The sequence below is a fragment of the Azospirillum sp. TSO35-2 genome (genome assembly GCF_003116095.1).
Classification (GTDB): domain Bacteria; phylum Pseudomonadota; class Alphaproteobacteria; order Azospirillales; family Azospirillaceae; genus Azospirillum.
Genome location: NZ_LGRA01000004.1, coordinates 25,883 through 44,218, shown reverse-complemented (window position 1 = coordinate 44,218; position 18,336 = coordinate 25,883). Strand labels below are relative to the sequence as shown.

Here is an 18,336-nt window from a genome sequence, read left to right as displayed (position 1 = left end):
GCGGCCCGGTGGGGGCCTTTTTGGAAACCGGTGGCCAGCACCATAGCGCAGAGTGGCGCCGGATTGGTTTCCAGATCCTTGATTTCAGACAATAGAGGAGAGCGCGACAGGTGTTGGAGAGCGTTGGCATTCAGGATTCCAGGAATCCGAAAGTCTGCTTCACCCTACCTTTTCTGGAAGCAGGCATGAATGAGCGGCTTTCGTAGGATCCTGAAAGCTCATCAATGGGATCGGATGGAGCCGCATTTGCCGGACAAGCGCAGCGATCCCGGGCGGACCGGCACGGACAATCGCCTTTTCGGGGAGTCGTGTTCTGTTCTGGCGGGCCAGAACGGGGAATGCCATGGTGCGATCTGGCTGGCGTCTTCGGTAACTGGAGCAGCGCGGTCGTTCGCTTTTCCCTGCGGTCCAGGAATGGGGGCCTGAAACTCGGGTGATCGCGCGGCGGAATGACCACCAGGGTCCGTGTTGTCGTCGATGCTTCGGGCAATCCGCTACGCTTCAAAATGAATGTAATGCTCTCCAGAAATCGTCGGTGTTCATCCGAACCCATAGAATCGACGAGCGACTGGCAGTCCTGTTGTTCGGGTGCATGACGACACCACCATAGCGATGTCAGAACGTGGAATTAGTCATTCTTTAAGGCCATTCTTCATAGAGTGAATATTGAAAAAGGATGCATCCGTTCGACATGTAAACGTGTTGGTGCGGTGCACGCCTTCGACTGGATGAGGAGAATAAGGCAATGGTCACGATAGGACGCCTGTTTTCGGTAAACCAGTATTCCAGTTCCACGACATATCAGATCGTCGCGCCAGCATCGAACACGGCGGGGATTCGGGCAAGACCCCGTACCTGTATATAAATACAGGTGGCGCCAGTGCGCTGTACGCCGATACCGGCGCCCCGTCATCCCCCTGGACACCACCAAGCGGCCCAGCGCATTCACCTCGTCAACGGCAATGTGACCAATGTCGTTCTGCCGTATCCGCTGTTCGTCCCGGCTGGGCGCGGCATCTGGTTCACTGGAGCCATCAGGGGGACATCGAGCACGGGATAGTATATGACCTATGACACCGGACCCGATTGACGGGGACGGCACGGGCGCCCGCAAGGGCTTCGCCGACCGGCTCCATTCAAAGGCGGCGCGCCCGATTCTCCGATCTCCAGCATATGGGAGCGATGATGTCTCGCGCGGCGGATGGCGTCGGCTTTTACGAGCGCTTCTTCAAGAGCGAAACCTTCCTGTCCCCAGGGCGGACCTCCGTATATTCCGGACACGCCTATCTTCGCGGGCTGGGCCTCGATGATCCCACCCTTTTCACCGGACGCAAGGTTCTCGAAATCGGGGCCGGGCGGGGGCGGGTGACGCTCCTGCTCGAGGAGCACGGCATGTTGGCACGCGCGACGGAATACGTCGTCGTCGAGCCGACATCGGCGATTGACCGCATCGCCGAAGCCTTGCCGCCGGGGCGCGCGACATTGGTGCGGAGTCCGCTCGAAGGTCTGCGGGAAAGGCTCCAGGCGGAGTCGTTCGACACCATCCTCTGCTTGGGCGTCATGCCCCATCTGGATGAATCGTTGCGGCGATCCTTCGAGGCCATCGCCCATTTCCTTCGCCCCGAAGGGGTGGTGATGATCAACGCCTTCTTCAACGGCGACCGCCTGCGGCTATCGCAGGATCTGCGTCGTCACACCGTGGGACGTCCGGCCCTGACATCGGCGGCCGCACTGGGCCAGACCCTGTTGCAGAAGGCCGCCTACGGTCTGCCTTTCGGAGCGCCGCGACACTGGTATCATCGGCATTTCCCATTCAGTTTCCAGAAATCGTTCCGCGGAGTTTTCGATCAGTGCCGCGAATATTTCAGCGTTCCCAATTACGACATCTCCCGATCCTATGGGGACTACATCGAAGCGATGGCGTCCGCCGGTTTGGGGCTGGCTGAACTCTACCCGACGTCGTTGTCCCTGAAGGCGGTCAAAGGGGCCGCGACCTGTCGACTGGGCGGTATCCGGCCCGGCGCGACGGTCGCGGTGGTCGGCCGCGATTGGCGCGGGCGGACGATGGCACGGCGGCTCGGATTGGGGAAAGCTTCCCTAAAGGCAACGCCGGAGGAGGCCGTCGGCCACGATCAGGTCGTCATCGCCTACGACTACACCCGCGGCCCCTCCTACATCGACGCGGTGTCGGTGCTGATGGATCATGGATACCGGTTGGGGGAAACAGTCTTCATCCACCAGATGCTCGGTCCGTTCGAAACGTGACGTCGCCCCATCGGACATCGCGCCGTCCGGCGGTGGCTCGCCAGGGCCAGGGTTGACGGCGGGGATGGGAACGGACCCGCTCAGCCGCCGGCGGTCATGACAGGGGCGGGGGGCTTGCGCCATTCCCGTCCGCCGCGGCCAGGATGCCGCGGACCCGCTCCAGCAGGTTGCCGCCTTCGAAGAGGTGGCCGGGCAGCCCGGCGGCGGCGGCGGCCTCCAGGTCGGTCGGGTTGTCGCCGATGACGAAGCTGCCGGCCGGCTCGACCGGCCAGTGCGCCATCAGGTCCAGCAGCATGCCCGGCGCCGGCTTGCGCCAGTCCGACAGCCGGCGGTAGGCGGCGACCGTGCCATCGGGGTGGAAGGGGCAGTAGCGGATGTCGTCGAGCCGGGCGCCGTGACGGGCCAGTTCCTCCGCCATCCAGCGGTGCAGCGCCCGCACCTCCTCCTCGCCGTAATAGCCGCGGGCGACGCCCGACTGGTTGGTGATGAGGAAGACGTGGTAGCCGCGGTCGTTCAGCAGCCGGACAGCGTCGATCGCCCCCTCCACCCAGACGAAATCGGCCGGCCGTCCGACATAGCCACGGTCGATGTTCAGCACCCCGTCGCGGTCGAGAAAGGCGGCCGGGCGACGGCTCTTGATGGCGGCCGGGGCGGCGGGAGCGGGGGAGGGCATGGCCAGGCGTTCGCGGGTCGTTGAGGAGGGGAAAAAGACAGCGGCGCCACCATAGGGCATCGGCCGGAAGGCCGCCAGCCGGGGACGGGACGGCCTCCGATCGAAAACGCCGCAGCGCCGGCCCGCTGGCGCCGCGGCGGACTGTGCTATGGTCGGGCATCACGCCACGACACCGGGTTCCGCCTCGCCATGACCGCCGTCTACAACCCCATGGATCTGTCCGGCCGCCTGATGCTGGTGACCGGTGCGTCGGCCGGGATCGGCCGGGCGACGGCGGTGATGCTGTCGCGGCTGGGCGCGCGGGTGATCCTGAACGGCCGCGACACCGGACGGCTGGCCGAGACCGCCGAGCGGCTGGCGGGCGACGGGCACGCGGTCGCCCCCTTCGACCTGTCGGACCTGGAGATGGTGCCGGGCTGGATGAAGGGGCTGTGCGCCGACGCCGGGCCGCTGGACGGCGTCGCCCATTGCGCCGGCATCCAGACGCTGCGGCCGATCCGCATCTTCTCCTCCGGCTTCTTCGACGACGTGATGCGGGCCAACCTGGGCAGCGCGCTCGCGCTCGCCCGCGGGCTGCGGCAGAAGGGCTGCCACGCCGAGCGGGCGGCGATGGCGCTGATCTCCTCCACCGCCGCCACCGCGGCCTCGCCCGGCAACGTCGTCTACGCCGCCAGCAAGGGCGGCATCATCGCCGCCACCAAGGGGCTGGCGGTGGAGCTGCTGAGCGACGGCATCCGCGTCAACTGCGTCGTCCCCTCCATCGTCGAGACCGAGCTGATCGAGCGCGGCAAGCAGAAGCTGACCGCCGAGCAGTACGAGCATCTGCGCACGCTGCAGCCGCTGGGCTTCGGCCATCCCGACGACATCGCCCACATGATCGCCTACCTGCTCGCCGACACCAGCCGCTGGATGACCGGGTCGATCGTCACCGTGGACGGCGGCCGCACCGCCTGAGAGCCGCCCTCTTGAGAAGAGCCCCCCTGAGAGCCCCGATGCCCGCCGACAGCCCCGAACACCGCTGGTTCCACCTCTGCGCCGAGGACGAGCTCGCCACCGCCAACGCCTTCGTCACCACGCGGGTGGGGGCGGTGCCGCTGGTGGCGCAGAACCTCAAGGGGCGGGTGGTCGCCTTCCGCAACGTCTGCACCCACCGCTTCGCCGTCATCCATGGCGAGGCGTCGGGCTGCGGCCCGTTGCGCTGCCCCTACCATGGCTGGAGCTTCGACGCCGACGGCGTGCCGGTCGGGCTGCCCTTCAACCCGACCGACTTCCAGCTCGACGCCGAGGGGCGGAAGCGGCTGGCGCTGCACCCGGCCTCGCTGGCGCGCTGCGGTCGGCTGGTCTTCGTCCGGGTAGCGGCCGACGGGCCGTCGCTGGAGGAGGAACTGGGGTCGGACGCCTTCGCCCGGCTGGCCGCCCTGTCGGCCGCCTTCCCGCGGCGGGGCGGGGCGGTGGAGGCCGATCCAGACACGGAAGGGTGGGAGCGCCTCACCGTCGCCAACCTGGACGTCGCCTGGCGCCCGGGGCACGCCCTGCGGCTGCACAGCGCGGCGCCGCCCGGCGCGGGGGAGCGCTTCACCCGCACCGCCATCTTCCTGCCCGCCACGGCCGACGCGGAGCTGCCGGCTTGACCTCCTCCCCACGGCTAAAGCCGGGGGATTCCTGAACTTCGCAGTACAGGTTCCTGTTTCACAGCGGACGGCTCAGAATGCCGAGGCACCCCAAGACTGACACCCGCTCCGCAGGCAGACACCGCCAGTCCGGCGGCCAGTATGTTGCGCGCTGCGTTGATGTCACGATCATGGAAGGCCCCGCAATTTGGACACGTCCATTCACGATCCGCCAGCGTCAACGCATGCCCTGTGGCACCGCACTCGCTGCAAGTTTTGGTGGAAGGGTAAAAGCGATCGATCTTGACCAGCTTCCGCCCGTACCACGCCGCCTTGCAGGCGAGCATGCAGCCGAACTCACTCCAGCCTGCATCGGCAATGGACCGGCTGTGGAGCTTTGCCCGCAGCATGCCTGTCACCGACAGGGTCTCGACGCAGATCGTTTGGTTTTCACGGATCAGTCGAGTGCTGAGTTGATGCAGGAAGTCGTTCCGCGCATGACGCACGGAGGCATGGGCGCGGGCTGCCTTCAGCTTAGCCTTTTCCCGGTTCTTCGACCCCTTCACCTTCTTCGCCAGCCGGCGTTGAAGCCGGGCAAGCCGTTTCTGGCGCTTGGCGAGGTGGCGCGGGTTGGCGATCGTCTCGCCCGTGCTGAGAACGGCGAAGTCCTTCAGCCCGAGGTCGATGCCGACGACGTCGCCGCCGGACAGCGTCTCGACAGTGGCGATGACGCGGCAGGAGACGTACCAGCGCCCATCCGCCTCGCGCGTCACCGTCACCGTGGTCGGCTCGCTGGGGAGATCACGCGACCACACCACGTCCAGCGGCTCGGCCATTTTAGCCAGCGTCAACCGGCCATCTCGGTGGTTGAAGCCGGATTTGGTGAACTCCGCCGACTGCGGCCCGTCCTTGCGACGGAATTTCGGATAGCGCGCCCGCCGCTGGAAGAAGTTGCGATAGGCCACGTCAAGGTGGCGAAGCGCCTGCTGAAGCGGAACGCTCGACACGTCGTTCAGCCACACGAACTCGGGTTGCTTCTTCAACGCCGTCAACATGGCGTTCGTCTGGGTGAAGCCGCACCGCTCCTTGCGCTCCGTCCACGCCGCCTCCCGCAGAGCACGGGCACGGTTGTAGACCACGCGCACGCATCCGAACGTTCGGTTCAGCAGGTTTTCCTGCTCCGGCGTCGGGTAGATACGGAACCGATAGGCGGCCTCGACGGGTTTCAACATTCCTTTCATGTAGAGGGACTTGTGGCAATGTTCAATTTTCGTTCTGCTGGCGTGGAACCGCTCTCCCGCCCTATATCCAAAGGCAGGGCTTTCTCGCGGAGATTTGGATGACCGCCCCCCAAGCCCACGCCGTCTTCCCCGACACCGGCGCCGTCCTGCCGCACGAGCATTTCTGGAGCGACGCGGCGTTCGTGCAGGAGCGCGAGCGGGTCTTCGGCCGCTGCTGGCTCTACATCGGGGTGTTCGACGCCGGCGACGCGCTGTCGGCCGAGATGGCCGGGCTGCGTTTCGAGGTCCGGCGCAGCGGCACCGTGATGGAGGGGGTGTGCCGCGACGGCGACCGGGTGCGCCCCCTGCAGGTCGACCGCTGCGGCGCGCTGGTCTTCGCCCGCGTGGCTCAAGACAATGGCCCAACGCTGGCCGAGCATCTGGCGCCCTACGCCGAGCGGCTGGCCGTCATGTCGGCCAACGGCATCAACCCGGAGCCGCCGGTCGGCATCGCGTTCCAGGCCAACTGGAAGGCACTGGTCGAGAACACGATGGACGATTTCCACGGCTCCACCGTCCATCCCGACACCATCCACCCGGCGGTCCACCCCGACTGGCGGAGCCATCTGGTGACCGAGCGCCACGGCGCCAACAGCGATTCCCGCTGGCGGCTCGCCGACGGCACCGCCGGCTGGTGGGCGAAGCTCGACGCCAAGCTGCGCATGCGCCGCTTCGCCGAAGAGCCGTTCTACCGCCACACCTTCATCTTCCCGAATTTCTATCTGGCGACCTTCTACGGGGCGACGGTGATCCCGCACCGGGTCGACCCGGTGGCGCCGGACGCCGCGGTGCTGCGGTGGCAGCTGTTCCTGCCGACCACCCGGCTGGAGACACCGCGCGAGCGGGCCTTCCACCGCTCCACCGCCGCCTACCTGATCGCCTCGGCCGGCACGGTGATCGACGAGGACCGCCCGGTCTGCGAGGCGGTGCAGCAGGGCCGTCCCGGCATCGCCGACGTTCCGGGGGTGAACGGCGTCTACGGCCGGCGCGAACAGCGCATCCTCGACTTCCACCAGGCGATGCTGCGCCAGTTGGGAGAACCGGCATGAGCGGCGCCCTGAGCTTCATCGAGCCGACGGAGGAGCACGCCCGGCTGCTGCTCGACTGGCGCACCCGGCCCGACATCGCCGACCAGATGCTGACCCGGGTGCCCGACGACGTGGAGCGGCAGAAGGCGTGGCTGCGCCGCAGCAAAGAGCGCGACGACTACGTCCACCGCATCCTGTGCGTCGACGGGGTGCCGGCCGGCCACGTCTCGATCACCATCACCGAGCCGGCCTGGAGGATCGCCACCATCGGCGTGCTGATGGGCGAACGGGCGGGGCGCATCGGCGCGGCGCCGCTGAACTTCGCCTACATGCTGAACCACGTCTTCTTCACGCTGGGGCTGCGCAAGGTGGTGAACCACATCCTGGGCACCAACAGCCCCCGCCTGCTGAAAGGCCAGCCGCTGATCGGCTACCGCCCGGTCGGCGTGCTGACGCGCCAGGTGGTGAAGGACGGCCGGGAGATCGACCTCCACATCTTCGAGATGCTGGCCGAGGACTGGCTGGCGGTGCGCGGCCGTTTCGGGGTGTACCAGGACATGGACGGGCGGGAGTGGCACGGTTGATCGTCCTGGACGGGATCGGCTCTCGGACCTGATGCGTTCGGTGCCGCCGCGCCGCCCCGTTTCAGCCGCCCATCATCCCGCGCCACACCGCGTGGAACTGCTGGATGCGTTCCTCGTTCAGGCCGAGCAGGGCGGGGCGGGCGGTCTGGCGGCAGCCGCGGAAGGCCAGTTCCGACGCCTCCTGGTCCTCGCGCAGCAGGGCGATGTTGAGGTCGCGGGCGCCATCCTCGACCAGGCGGCGGGCGGCGGGGCCGCCCTTGCCGGCATCGCCGCCGGGGGCGCCATCAGGGTCGGCCAGGAACAGGCGCAGGGTCAGCGCGCAGCGGTCGGGGCCGAGCGGGTCGTAGGTCTGGACGCTCATCACCGCGCCGCGGGTGAAGCCGATCTCCAGGTTGGGGAAGAGGTGCAGGTGGTCGTACTCGCGCAAGGTCGGGCTGGGGCGGAAGCCCAGCCGCTCCGACACGCCGTCCCACCAGCGCGCGCTCTTGTCCGAGACACCGGTGACGCCGTGGGAGTGGGCGCCGCCATAGCCGCAGCGCCAGTCGCCCTTCACCAGCTTGCGAAAGGTGGTCGGGTGGGTGAGGTCGGCGTGGTAGACCTCCAGCACGCTCTCCACCCCCATCTTCCAGTTGGCCGCCCACTCCATCGACCGCTCGTCAAAGGGGCGGACGAAGATCGCCGAGGCATGGCGCAGGGTGTCGGCGTAGGGGCCCAGCCACGCGTCGAGATCCGGCCCCTCCGCCGCGATGCGCAGGAAGACGAAGCGGCCGCAGACGCCGACCGCCACCGGAGTCAGGCCGCGGCCGCAGCGGCCGGCGGCGTCCAGCCCGAAATTCGCCTCGTTGCCGGGGATGCCGTAGGGCACGCCGTCGCGGTCGAAGGTCCAGCCGTGATAGCCGCAGCGCAGCAGCCCGTTGCCGCGCGGCGCCCGGTGGATCATCGCGAAACGGTGGGTGCAGACGTTGCGGAAGCCCCGCAGTTCGCCGTCGAAATTCTGCACCAGCACGTCCAGCCCGCCGATCCGCCGGGTCAGATAGTCGTTGGGCCGGGCGAGGTCGTCGGTGAAGCCGGCGAAGACCCAGGCGTGGCGGAAGACCCGCTCCTCCTCCGCCCGGAAAATCTCCAGGTCGTGGTAGGCGGCGGGGGGGATGCCGGGGACGGCTTTGGCGGGCGTGAAGACGGGCTGTTCCATGGTGGCAGAGGGTAGCCCGCGCCCGGCCGGCCGGTCCAGGGCACAGCGGGTCGCAGGGCCCCCGCATCACCCCGCCGTCACGGCCGGAACAGCGTCGCCTCGATGCCGCGCCGGCCGGCCGGGTCGCAGATGTAGTAGGCGACCATCGCCCGCCCATCCGGCAGCACCGCCGCCCAGGGGTATCCCAGGTCGGGCGCCGGGCCGTCGTCGCGCAGCACGATCTCCGGCGCGTCGCCGGGGTCCTGGGTGCGCGGGTCGTAGACGCGGGCGCGGATGCCGTAGGGGGCGTGGCGGTAGCCGCCGGCCAGCAGCAGCCGGCCGTCGGGCAACGGGCAGGCGTCGTAGGGATGGCCGACCACCGCGTGGCGCCGCCACGGCTCCCAGCTGTGGCCCAGGTCGGTCGAGCGCGAGGTCGCCAGATGGTCGCCCAGCCCGGTGGTGCGGTGGAAGGCGTGCAGCACGCCGTCGGCGTCCAGATGCAGCGCCGTCTCGCAGAAGCCGGCCTTGGCCTCCGCATCCAGCGCGATGATCGCCCGGTGGACCCAGCTCTCCCCGCGGTCGGCGGAGGCGAACAGGTGGCTGGCGTAGGTGCCGGTGGTGGGGTGGTGGGTGTAGCCGGTCTGCAGGATGGTGCCGTCCGGCGTCTCCACCGCGCGGCCGCGCACGGCGCCGCCGTGGAAGGGCCGCTGGCCGGGCAGGATGTCGGGGTGGCCGGGCAGGGCGGGCAGGTCGCGGTGCGCTGTCCAGCTCCGGCCGCCGTCGTCGCTGTGCCGGCTGTAGCCGCCCCAGAACAGGTAGAGGTCGCCGGTCTTCAGCGGGCTGCCGGTCAGCCCGATCCCCTGGGCGCGCAGCGCCTCGCCCTCGACCGCCGGCACCGGGTACCAGCGGAAGCCGGCCAGCAGGATGCGCCCGTCGCGCAAGGTCAGCAGGCTGGCGTCCTGGTCGGCCGCCTGGGGGTCGGGCGGCAGCATCACCGGCTCTCCCGGCCCCCCCCCCTGCACCTCCCCCAGGGGCTCGGCGTCGGGGCCGAGCCGCAGCAGCATGGTCTGCGAGCGGGAATCGAGATGGTCGACATGGTTGAAGCCGGCCGCGCTCTCCTGGTAGGCCGCCCCGCGCAGCCAGCGATGGTCGCGCGCCCGCCGGAAGGCGACCAGCACCGCCGCCCCGTCCGCATCCCTTCCGGCCGCCGGCACCGTCAGCGAGGGGAAGGAGGCGTAGAAGCGCGGGTCGCGGTACAGCACGCGGTGCTCTCGTCCGTCGATGGCCATCGGTGTCCTTGTGCCCCCTCTTGGAAAAGACCGTCGGCTTCTATAACCCGCGACGTCGTGCCTCAGCAGCATAGCCGGGCGGCGGAGGGGACGCGCCTTGAAAAGGCCGGTGCAATCGGGAAGAGTTCCCGTCATCATCGTCTCAACCTGCCGCGCGGTGCCGCCCTCCATGCCAGCCCTGCCCCGTCCGTTCGACGACTTCCTCGACAAGCTGCGGACGCGCATCGCCTCGCCGCGGGCCTATCTGCGCAAGGCGCGGGCCGACCGGCGCTACGCCATCTACGACATCCTGCCCATCGTCACCGACCCGGCGACGCGCGACCGGCTGGCCGGGCTGATCGCCGGGCGGCGGCCGCGCACGCCGGGTTTCCACCCGTCGCTGGTGGCGCGGGACTGGTGCCGGACGCTGGAGCGGGACGGCGTCACGCCGCTGCTGCCGCCGATCGACCCGGCCATCGTCGCCGACCTGCGGGCCTATTTCGAGCAGACGCCCTGCCACGACCCGTTCCGCCCGCATCTGGGCTGGTTCCGCCCCGACAGCCCGCCCAGCCTGGAGTCCAACATGGGCTACCACGGCATCGACCAGATCCTGCGGGCGCCGCACGCGATGGGTCTCTTCAACGACCCGCGGGTGCTGGAAACGGCGGAGCTGTATCTCGGCTGCAAGCCGATCCTCGACAACATCGGCTGCTGGTGGTCCTACGGCGGCGAGAGCTTCGGCGGGCGGCAGGGGCCCCGCGGCACCCAGCGCCACCACCGCGACCTGGACAGCCTGCGCGGCTTCAAGATCTTCTTCTACCTGACCGACGTCGACGCCGACGGCGGCCCCCACATGTACGTCAAGGGCAGCCACCGCAGCCGGGCGCTGTCCACCGGCCGCGCCCTGACCGACGAGGCGGTCGAGGCGGCCTTCGGCACTTCGGGCACCGTGGCGATGACCGGCCCGGCGGGCAGCTGGTTCCTCGGCGACACCTACGGCGTCCACAAGGGCGCCCTGCCGCGGCGCGGCCGGCGCCTGCTGCTGTCGGCCCAGTACAACGTCAACCGCACCCCGCACGGCCCGCGGACCCCGCCGCTGGACCGCGACGCCCCCCAACTGCCGCCGGGCCTCGATCCCTTCGTCAACCAGATCTACGTCGCGCCCTGACGGCGGGGGGTCATAAGCGGTCAGGATTTCCTGACCGCTGCGTTCATACGCCACGCAGGCTTCGGCCCTGTCGGGCCGCGGCCGCCGTCGCGACCGAATACCGGGGTCAGGAGGCAAGACATCCCGGACCCGGTCTCAGTACATGCCGGGCGCCGCCGCGTAGCCGAACTGGAAATACAGCCGGATCACCGCCCGCAGGCTCTCCCCCTCCAGGCTCTCGACGTCCAGGTCGGCCAGCTTGGCGAGGTTGACGTTGAAGTCCCAGCGCTGCTCCGCGATCCCGTGGCGCCGTTGGGCAAGGCGGTCGGAGGCGCCCTGGTAAAACATCCGCCGCATCAGCCAGCGCCGGCTCAACCGGTCGGGGTGGATCCGGTGGAACACCATGGCTTCGGGGACATAATAGGTCGCCGCCCCCGCCGCACGCAGCTCGAGGAAGACCACCCCCTCGTTCGACATCAGGCCATCGCCCTTGCGGCCGAAGTCGGTCGGAAAGCCGCGATCGGCCAGCAGCCGCTTGCGAAAGGCGCAATTGCCCTCGCCGAACCACTCGTGATCCTGCAGGAAACGGGAGGCGCTGTCCCAACCCCAGCGGCAGGAGAAGAAATGCAGCAGGTCGTCGCCCAGCCAGTCGGGCCGGGGCTGGTCGCCGAAATCCGGCTCGACCTCGCCGGCGACCAGATCGACGGCATCGCCCAGGCGCTCGAAGGGCTCCAGCAACCGCTCCAGCCAGTTCTCGCAGGCCCGCTCGTCGTCGTCGATGAAGGCGATCAGTGCCCCCGCCGCCTCGGCCACGCCGCGGTTGCGGGCAAAGGCGACACCGGACCGCTCCTCCAGCCTGTAGCGCAACGGCACGCCCCGCATCGCGAACGCCGGCTGCCACCGTTCGACCACCGGGCGCGCCTCCATCCCGGGGGAATTGTCGACCACCAGGATCTCATGGGCGCCGCCGGACGCGCGCTGACCCACCAGACTGCCCAGGCAGGCGTCGAGCAGCTCCGGACGCCGGTGGGTGCAGACGACGACGCTCGCCACGGGCCGGGGATCAGGCGGCGCGGCGGACACGGACGGGGGCGGGGGCATGGTGACGGACATGGCGCGTTTCCCGTTGCGGGCAGGACGAAGGAGCGGGCCGGGCGCGACCCCGATCCCCCATCAACAGGGGAGCGCGCCGCTCGGCCATCAACAGGCCGCCCCTATCGGTCGGCATGGACGATGCGCAGCCCCGGCAGGGCCCAGGACGTCACGCCCATGTCCCGGGCCATCATCGCCAGCCCTTCGGTTTCGATGTAGCCGCGGTGGCTGAAGGGCGGGAAGCACAGCCCCTCGCGGTGCAGGTCGGCGCGCACCAGCAGGGCCGCCCCGCCGACCCCGTCGACCGGCACGATGTCCTGGTCCGGCCCGCCTGTGACCGGGAAGTCGTCGAGGTAGCGCCGCCCGACGCCACGGGGCGGCTGGAAGATGCCGTCGACGCGGTGGCGGGGGTCCTCCTCGCCGTCCGGATCCAGGCGGAAGCTGTTGAGGTCGAAGGTCCGCCCGTCCGGCAGGACGCAATGGGGGACGACGATGTCGCGCCCGGCGGCCAGCAGCCGCGTCAGCAGGTCCGGCGGGTAATCGACCAAGTCGGCGTCGAGCCACAGCACCCACGCCTCGTCCTCCAGCGTGCCGGCCAGCAGCCGGTTGCGCGACCGCGCCAGGATCTCGCGCCGCCGCCGCTGGATCGCCGGCGCCCAGCGCGGGCCGTCGGGGAGGAAGCCGTAGTCGTGCCGCAGCAGCGTCACCCGGCGGTAGCGGTCCCGCAGCTCCGGCAGGCGGGCGGCCAGCCAGTCGTGGGTGCCGTCCCGGCTGTCGCTGTCCAGGAAGCCCAGCGACAGCCGGGCGGGGTCGTGGTCGAGCCGGGCGAGCAGCTCCAGATAGCGGGGCAGGTGCGGCCGGGCGTCCTTCACCGGGGTCAGCACCAGCACCTTGGGCACGGTCCCCATCGCCACCGGGGCCGCGGAGGCGGAGGCGGAGGCGGGAGAAGACGGGGCGGCGGGAAGAGGGGCGGCGAGGGCGTGGCGGTAGGCCTCCACCGGCAGGCGCTTCGCCATCTCCTCCAGCACGGCGCGGCAGCGCTCGCCGCTGAAACGGGCGGTGGCGAGCGGCCAATGGGCGTCGAAGTGGCCGGCGCCGAAGGTGTTGGCGCCATGGGCGACGTAGGTGTAGAGCCGCGGCAGATCCATGCGGACCACCCGGACGCTGCGGCGGAGCTGCTCGATCACCGGCGTGTCCTCGCCACGGCGCAGATGGGGATAGCGCGGCATCACCGCCCGCTCGCACAGCAGCGAGCCTTCCCAGTCCCGCTCGCACGACACGGCCAGCCGCTCCGCGTCCGGGTCCTCCGCCGGCCACCAGATCATCCAGCGCCCCAGCAGGCAGGCCTGGGCGCCGGCGCGGGACAGCATCAGATGCTGGTATTCCAGCCGGCATGGATCGTAGAGGTCGTCGTCGTCCCACTGGCAGACATAGCGGCCGGCGGCGTGGTCGACGGCGATGTTGCGCAGTTCGCCCAGCGTCCGGCCCGGCCCCTCCACCCGGATCAGCCGGATGTTCGTCCGGCCGGCCACCGCCCGGGCGACGCGGTCGAGCGCGTCCCCCCCGGCGTCTTCGCCCGGCACCGGCGCGTCGCAGACGATGACCAGTTCCCGGTTGGCGTAGGTCTGGCGGACGAAGCTGTCGATGGCCAGCTCCACCAGCCCGCTCCGCAGCTTGGTGACCATCAGGCAGGAAATCAGCGGCGGACCGCCCGCAGCGGCTGATGGGGCCGCCTCGGCCCCGGCCTCGGTCCCTTGCGGCCGGGCGTCGGTCACCGTCCCCGTGATCTGCCGCGGCAGGCGGAGGCCGCGATCGCTGTCGGTGCGGAACCAGGTGCCCTCCCAGTAGTGGACGGCGTAGGCCTGGCGCGTCGCCTGTTCCCAGAAGGCGAGGTCGAACAGCCGCCCGCTCCAGCAATCGTCCTTGGTGACCGGGTAGAGCAGCTCCGGCGCCACCACGGTCACCGCCGCCCCCGCCTCCTGCCCGGCCGCATAGCTGGCGTGGGCGCGGGTCAGCAGGAACGGCCCGGTGGCGTCCAGCACGTCCGGGCAATGCCGGGCCTCGACCAGCCGGGCGAGCAGATGGTCCCAGAAGGGATGGCCGGGGACCGAGGCGAGGAAGGACGGGCAGAGGATGCGGGACAGGCCGCGCTGCACCGCCTTCTCCAGGGCGCCATGCGCCTCCGGCTCCACCCCGACGACGAAGCCATGCCCATCGAGAAGCCCGTCGAGCGGGCGCAGGCATTCGCAGTCGAGGTCGGCGTACACCCCGCCGAAACGCCGCAGGATCAGGTAGCGCGCCAGATCGATCCGCGCGATGGGATCGGCGTAGCCCTGGAAGACCGGCAGCAGCGCCGGATGCTCGCTCGCGATGAAGCGGGCGATGTCGTCGTCGGTCCAGAACCGGTAGGCGAAGCCCGGATTCCGCTCGATCCAGCTCCGCTGCAGGGGACGGAATTCCGGCGGAACCTCGTCGTTCTTCCAGGTCTGGTGGATCAGGCGCGGAATCGGACCCGTGGGCATGGCGATGGATGGGACGATCGGTTGGGCGGCGTGGCGGAAGAAGGTCCCGGCGGAAGCTCGGGACGGCATACGGATATCGCGGTCCCGAATCGATAGGCACTTTGCCGGGACGGCTCAATCGGAATATCGGGACCGTGGAATGAAGACACAATTTGTTTCATTTCGCATCAGCCCGGCATCAAGCTTGGCCTTGTGTGCGAAAGGTCCGGAATGGTGGGAGTCCTTCCTGTTGTGTTGGCGATGCTTCAGCGAAACTTCAATCATCGATTTGTTCGATCGTTTCAGACACGCCTTGAAACGACGGCTTCCCCGCATGGTGCCTCGACAGGGGGTCTGTCTTCGGTCGCTGTCTCAGCCAACGTGACGAACCCCACCCGGATCATGACCGTGGCGTGGAGAGACGGAGGAATCGCAGGCCGCACGTCACCATTCGCACAGCCAAGACCACCCTGCCCGAACGGATCAAAGCGGCGGGCGCGTGACGGCTTGACCGACCCTTGCCTCCTTTGACCATTTGTTGGCGACGACGGCGATGAATTACAACCTGCCGCTGGCTCCCGCCAAGCGGCCTGCCGGCGCCCGCCCAGCACGACAAGGACACGCATGCCCGATCACCATCCCCACCGCCCCTGGAGCGTGGTCGACAGCCGCGACCTGCTCGACGCCGATCCGTTCCTGAAGGTGCGGGTGGAGACGGTGGAGCTGCCCGACGGGCGGCGGATCGACGATTACTACCAGTTCGATCAACCGTCCTTCGCCTGCATCTTCGCCGAGACCGCGGACGGCCGCATCGTCACCTACCGCCAGTACCGCCACGGCCCGCGCAAGGTCGGGCTGGTCTTTCCCGGCGGCCACCTGTCGCCCGGCGAAGAGCCGCTGGACGCCGCGAAGCGCGAGCTGCTGGAGGAGACCGGGATGGAGGCGGAGCGCTGGACCGACCTCGGCGCCTACATGGTCAACGCCAACCAGGGCGGGGCGTGGTCGCACATGTTCCACGCCACCGGCTGCCGTCGCGTCGCCGACCTCGTGTCCGCCCCGGTGTCCGACGACCTGGAGGACACCGAGATCCTGTTCCTGACCCGTGCGGAGCTGCTGGCCGCCATCGGCCGCGGCGAGATGCACCTGCTGACCCAGATCGCGCTGGTCAGCATGGTCTGGCAGGGCGACATCGCCCGCGCGCTCTCGAATCCTCAGCCGGCCAAGCTTCCACCAGAGGATACCACGCCATGACCCGCCGCACGCTGATCCTCGCCCTGGCCGCTCCCCTGCTCGCCGGCCCCCTGGCCTCCGGGGCCGCCGCCGAGCCGATGAAGGGCCGCTACGAGCTGCGCTGCCAGGACCCCGCGACCCGGCAATGGGCGGTGACCGGCCAGCTGAGCGACCCGGAGATCGTCGAGAAGCCAGGGGAGAAACCGGGGGGCAAGCCGGGCGGCGGGCGCGAGGTCCGCGGCACCGGGCCCGACGGCAAGCCGGTGGTCCTGCCGATGCCGGCCGACCGCACCTGCATGCTCAGCGCGCGCTGACCGTCTTGAACGGCCGACCTCCCAAACGAATGGGGAGCGACCGTCAAACTGTAACATCACCGCGCTAGCCTCCCGCCCGCTCGCCAAAACGAAGCCGCGCGTTCCAAGCGCGCGGCACGCCAGCCGCTTGCCCTGAGCAGGGTTCGGGAGAGACCAGTCATGACCAACGCATCCGTCCACCTGTCTGAAACATCGCGCCGCTCCGTGCTCCGCGCCCTTGCCGGCCTGCCGCTGCTGCCGGTCGCCGGCATCGGCGCCGGCGAGCTGCTGTTCGCCTCGGGCGCCGAGGCCGCCGCCGCCAAGGGCGCGCCGGTCGCCGTCGAGTTCGTCGGCATGGCCGCCCCCACCACCGCCGCGGCGCAGGCCAAGACCACGGTCGAGTCCAGCATGGTCGTGACCTGGGCCGACGGCTCCAAGCAGAGCTTCGCGCTCGGCTACCAGCCGCTGTTCATCACCGGCGATATGGTTCCGGACGGCAAGGGCGGCACGATCCTGGCCGGCGGCTATGTCGACATCAACGGCAAGCCGATCCTCGACGCCTCGCTGGCGACGCCGGCGCCGTTCTTCTCCGACTGCCCGGACGGCTGCAACCTGCTGGCCCCGATCCCCGGCGCCACGGTGGCCGGCGTCACCGGCAACACCCTGTTCGCCGTGGTCCAGTTCGAATACACCACCCGCGATTCCAAGGACGCCTCGATGTACGGCAAGCTGCCGTCGCCGATCGCCGTCCTGACGCTGGACCAGAACAAGGAGACCGGCGCGCTCAAGCTGGTGCAGTACCACAACGTCGACACCAGCCCGGTGCACGGCCTGTGGATCACCTGCGGCGCCAGCCTGTCGCCCTGGAACACCCACCTGTCGAGCGAGGAGTACGAGCCGGACGCGACCGCCATCGACGACCAGTTCCGCGCCTACAGCAAGAACCTGTTCGGCGACGCGACCAAGGCCAACCCCTATCACTACGGCCACCTGCCGGAAGTGACGGTCAACCCCGACGGCACCGGCAGCATCAAGAAGCACTATTGCCTGGGCCGCATCTCGCACGAGCTGGTGCAGGTGATGCCCGACCAGCGCACCGTGCTGATGGGCGACGACGCCACCAACGGCGGCCTGTTCATGTTCATCGCCGATCACCCGAAGGACCTGTCCGCCGGCACCCTCTACGCCGCGAAGATGACGCAGGAGGCCGGCAAGGACATCGACAAGGGCGGCGCCTTCGCGCTCACCTGGGTCAAGCTGGGCCACGCCACCAGCGACGAGATCAAGGCGCTCGCCGACACGCTGAAGGCCGCCGACATCGTCGAGGTGAAGAAAGAGGATCCGAAGGACCCGTCCTTCACCGCCATCCCCTTCAGCGGCAAGACCCAGTGGGTGAAGTTCAAGCCGGGCATGGAGAAGGCCGCCGCCTTCCTGGAGACCCACCGCTACGCCCCCACCGTCGGCGCCACCCTGGCCCTGACCAAGCTGGAGGGCGTCACCGTCAACGCCAAGGACAAGACCGCCTACATGGCGGTGTCCTACATGTACAAGTCGATGAGCGACGGCAAGAGCGGCATCAAGGTCGACGCCATCAACGCCGGCGCCGTCTACCAGCTGCCGATGACCGGCGGCCAGAGCGACGCCGCCGGTGCGGCGATCGCCAGCGACTGGGTGCCGGTGCATTTCAGCGCCGTCCCGGCCCTGGTCGGCCGTGACCTCGCCACCCCCGACGCGATCGGCAACACCGCCGACGCCGACCGGATCGCCAACCCGGACAACCTGAAGTTCTCCGAGAAGCTGCGCACCCTGTTCATCGGCGAGGACAGCGGCGCCCACGTCAACAACTTCCTGTGGGCCTACAACGCCGACACCAAGCAGCTCGCCCGCATCCTGTCCTGCCCGGCGGGCGCGGAATCGACCGGCCTGCAGGCGGTCGACGACGTCAACGGCTTCTCCTACATCATGAGCAACTTCCAGCACCCCGGCGACTGGGAGAAGGGCCTGCACGACAAGGTCAAGGCCAGCCTCGCCACCCTGATCGACGACGCCTACCGCAACCGCCGCAGCGGCGGCGTCGGCTACATCCACGGCCTGCCCCAGGCGGTCTGAGCCTGTCGGCAACGCTGGCGAAAAGGACGCGGCCGGGCAACCGGCCGCGTTTTTTCATGCCCACCTTGCAGTCCCATCAAAAGGA

At 69.3% G+C, this 18,336-nt stretch carries 15 protein-coding genes; 9 read left to right on the top strand and 6 right to left on the bottom strand.

Annotated features, from left to right (window positions below; all coding sequences use genetic code 11):
* Nucleotides 1-1,173 precede the first annotated feature (1,173 nt).
* Nucleotides 1,174-2,265, top strand: a complete 1,092-nt coding sequence (locus TSO352_RS00825; RefSeq protein WP_109105508.1) for a class I SAM-dependent methyltransferase — start codon at nucleotides 1,174-1,176, stop codon at nucleotides 2,263-2,265.
* Nucleotides 2,266-2,359: 94 nt separating this feature from the next.
* Here TSO352_RS00825 and TSO352_RS00820 read toward each other — a convergent pair whose 3' ends face one another.
* Complete coding sequence (locus TSO352_RS00820; RefSeq protein WP_109105507.1) at nucleotides 2,360-2,938, bottom strand: HAD family hydrolase; 579 nt, start codon at nucleotides 2,936-2,938, stop codon at nucleotides 2,360-2,362.
* A gap of 189 nt (nucleotides 2,939-3,127) precedes the next feature.
* Here TSO352_RS00820 and TSO352_RS00815 point away from each other — a divergent pair, with 189 nt between their 5' ends.
* The gene (locus TSO352_RS00815) at nucleotides 3,128-3,892 is read left to right on the top strand and encodes an SDR family oxidoreductase (RefSeq protein ID WP_109105506.1); all 765 of its coding nucleotides are present in this window, start codon (nucleotides 3,128-3,130) and stop codon (nucleotides 3,890-3,892) included.
* 38 nt (nucleotides 3,893-3,930) lie between these two features.
* A complete protein-coding gene (locus TSO352_RS00810; protein WP_109105505.1) occupies nucleotides 3,931-4,569 on the top strand; it encodes a Rieske (2Fe-2S) protein in 639 nt (212 codons plus the stop codon).
* Between the two features lie 14 nt (nucleotides 4,570-4,583).
* Here TSO352_RS00810 and TSO352_RS00805 read toward each other — a convergent pair whose 3' ends face one another.
* Nucleotides 4,584-5,789, bottom strand: a complete 1,206-nt coding sequence (locus TSO352_RS00805; RefSeq protein ID WP_247871816.1) for a transposase — start codon at nucleotides 5,787-5,789, stop codon at nucleotides 4,584-4,586.
* A 98-nt stretch (nucleotides 5,790-5,887) separates the two neighbouring features.
* Between TSO352_RS00805 and TSO352_RS00800 the strand changes: the two genes are divergently transcribed.
* The gene (locus TSO352_RS00800; protein WP_109105503.1) at nucleotides 5,888-6,877 is read left to right on the top strand and encodes an RHO alpha subunit C-terminal catalytic domain-containing protein; all 990 of its coding nucleotides are present in this window, start codon (nucleotides 5,888-5,890) and stop codon (nucleotides 6,875-6,877) included.
* Complete coding sequence (locus TSO352_RS00795) at nucleotides 6,874-7,440, top strand: GNAT family N-acetyltransferase (protein ID WP_109105502.1); 567 nt, start codon at nucleotides 6,874-6,876, stop codon at nucleotides 7,438-7,440. Before TSO352_RS00800 ends, TSO352_RS00795 begins: the two co-directional genes overlap by 4 nt.
* Nucleotides 7,441-7,501: 61 nt before the next feature.
* On the opposite strand, the gene TSO352_RS00790 is transcribed toward TSO352_RS00795, so the two are convergent.
* A complete protein-coding gene (locus TSO352_RS00790; RefSeq protein ID WP_109105501.1) occupies nucleotides 7,502-8,632 on the bottom strand; it encodes an SRPBCC family protein in 1,131 nt (376 codons plus the stop codon).
* A 77-nt stretch (nucleotides 8,633-8,709) separates the two neighbouring features.
* Nucleotides 8,710-9,900, bottom strand: a complete 1,191-nt coding sequence (locus tag TSO352_RS00785; protein WP_109105500.1) for a sialidase family protein — start codon at nucleotides 9,898-9,900, stop codon at nucleotides 8,710-8,712.
* Nucleotides 9,901-10,069: 169 nt separating this feature from the next.
* Between TSO352_RS00785 and TSO352_RS00780 the strand changes: the two genes are divergently transcribed.
* Nucleotides 10,070-11,047 carry a hypothetical protein gene (locus TSO352_RS00780; RefSeq protein WP_109105499.1) on the top strand — a complete coding sequence of 326 codons (978 nt, stop codon included), beginning with the start codon at nucleotides 10,070-10,072 and terminating at the stop codon, nucleotides 11,045-11,047.
* Between the two features lie 135 nt (nucleotides 11,048-11,182).
* Here TSO352_RS00780 and TSO352_RS00775 read toward each other — a convergent pair whose 3' ends face one another.
* Both TSO352_RS00775 and TSO352_RS00770 read right to left on the bottom strand, forming a co-directional pair.
* Nucleotides 11,183-12,079: a glycosyltransferase family 2 protein gene (locus TSO352_RS00775; protein WP_247871815.1), complete on the bottom strand. Its 897-nt coding sequence runs from the start codon at nucleotides 12,077-12,079 to the stop codon at nucleotides 11,183-11,185.
* A gap of 161 nt (nucleotides 12,080-12,240) precedes the next feature.
* Complete coding sequence (locus TSO352_RS00770; RefSeq protein ID WP_247871814.1) at nucleotides 12,241-14,709, bottom strand: glycosyltransferase; 2,469 nt, start codon at nucleotides 14,707-14,709, stop codon at nucleotides 12,241-12,243.
* Nucleotides 14,710-15,243: 534 nt separating this feature from the next.
* Between TSO352_RS00770 and TSO352_RS00765 the strand changes: the two genes are divergently transcribed.
* The 3 genes from TSO352_RS00765 to TSO352_RS00755 all read left to right on the top strand — a co-directional run bounded on the left by TSO352_RS00765 (nucleotide 15,244) and on the right by TSO352_RS00755 (nucleotide 18,251).
* Nucleotides 15,244-15,870, top strand: a complete 627-nt coding sequence (locus tag TSO352_RS00765; protein ID WP_109105498.1) for an NUDIX hydrolase — start codon at nucleotides 15,244-15,246, stop codon at nucleotides 15,868-15,870.
* Complete coding sequence (locus TSO352_RS00760; RefSeq protein WP_109105497.1) at nucleotides 15,867-16,163, top strand: hypothetical protein; 297 nt, start codon at nucleotides 15,867-15,869, stop codon at nucleotides 16,161-16,163. The genes TSO352_RS00765 and TSO352_RS00760 overlap by 4 nt, the downstream gene beginning before the upstream one ends.
* A 159-nt stretch (nucleotides 16,164-16,322) precedes the next feature.
* Nucleotides 16,323-18,251 carry an alkaline phosphatase PhoX gene (locus tag TSO352_RS00755; RefSeq protein ID WP_109105496.1) on the top strand — a complete coding sequence of 643 codons (1,929 nt, stop codon included), beginning with the start codon at nucleotides 16,323-16,325 and terminating at the stop codon, nucleotides 18,249-18,251.
* The last annotated feature ends 85 nt before the right edge of the window (nucleotides 18,252-18,336 follow it).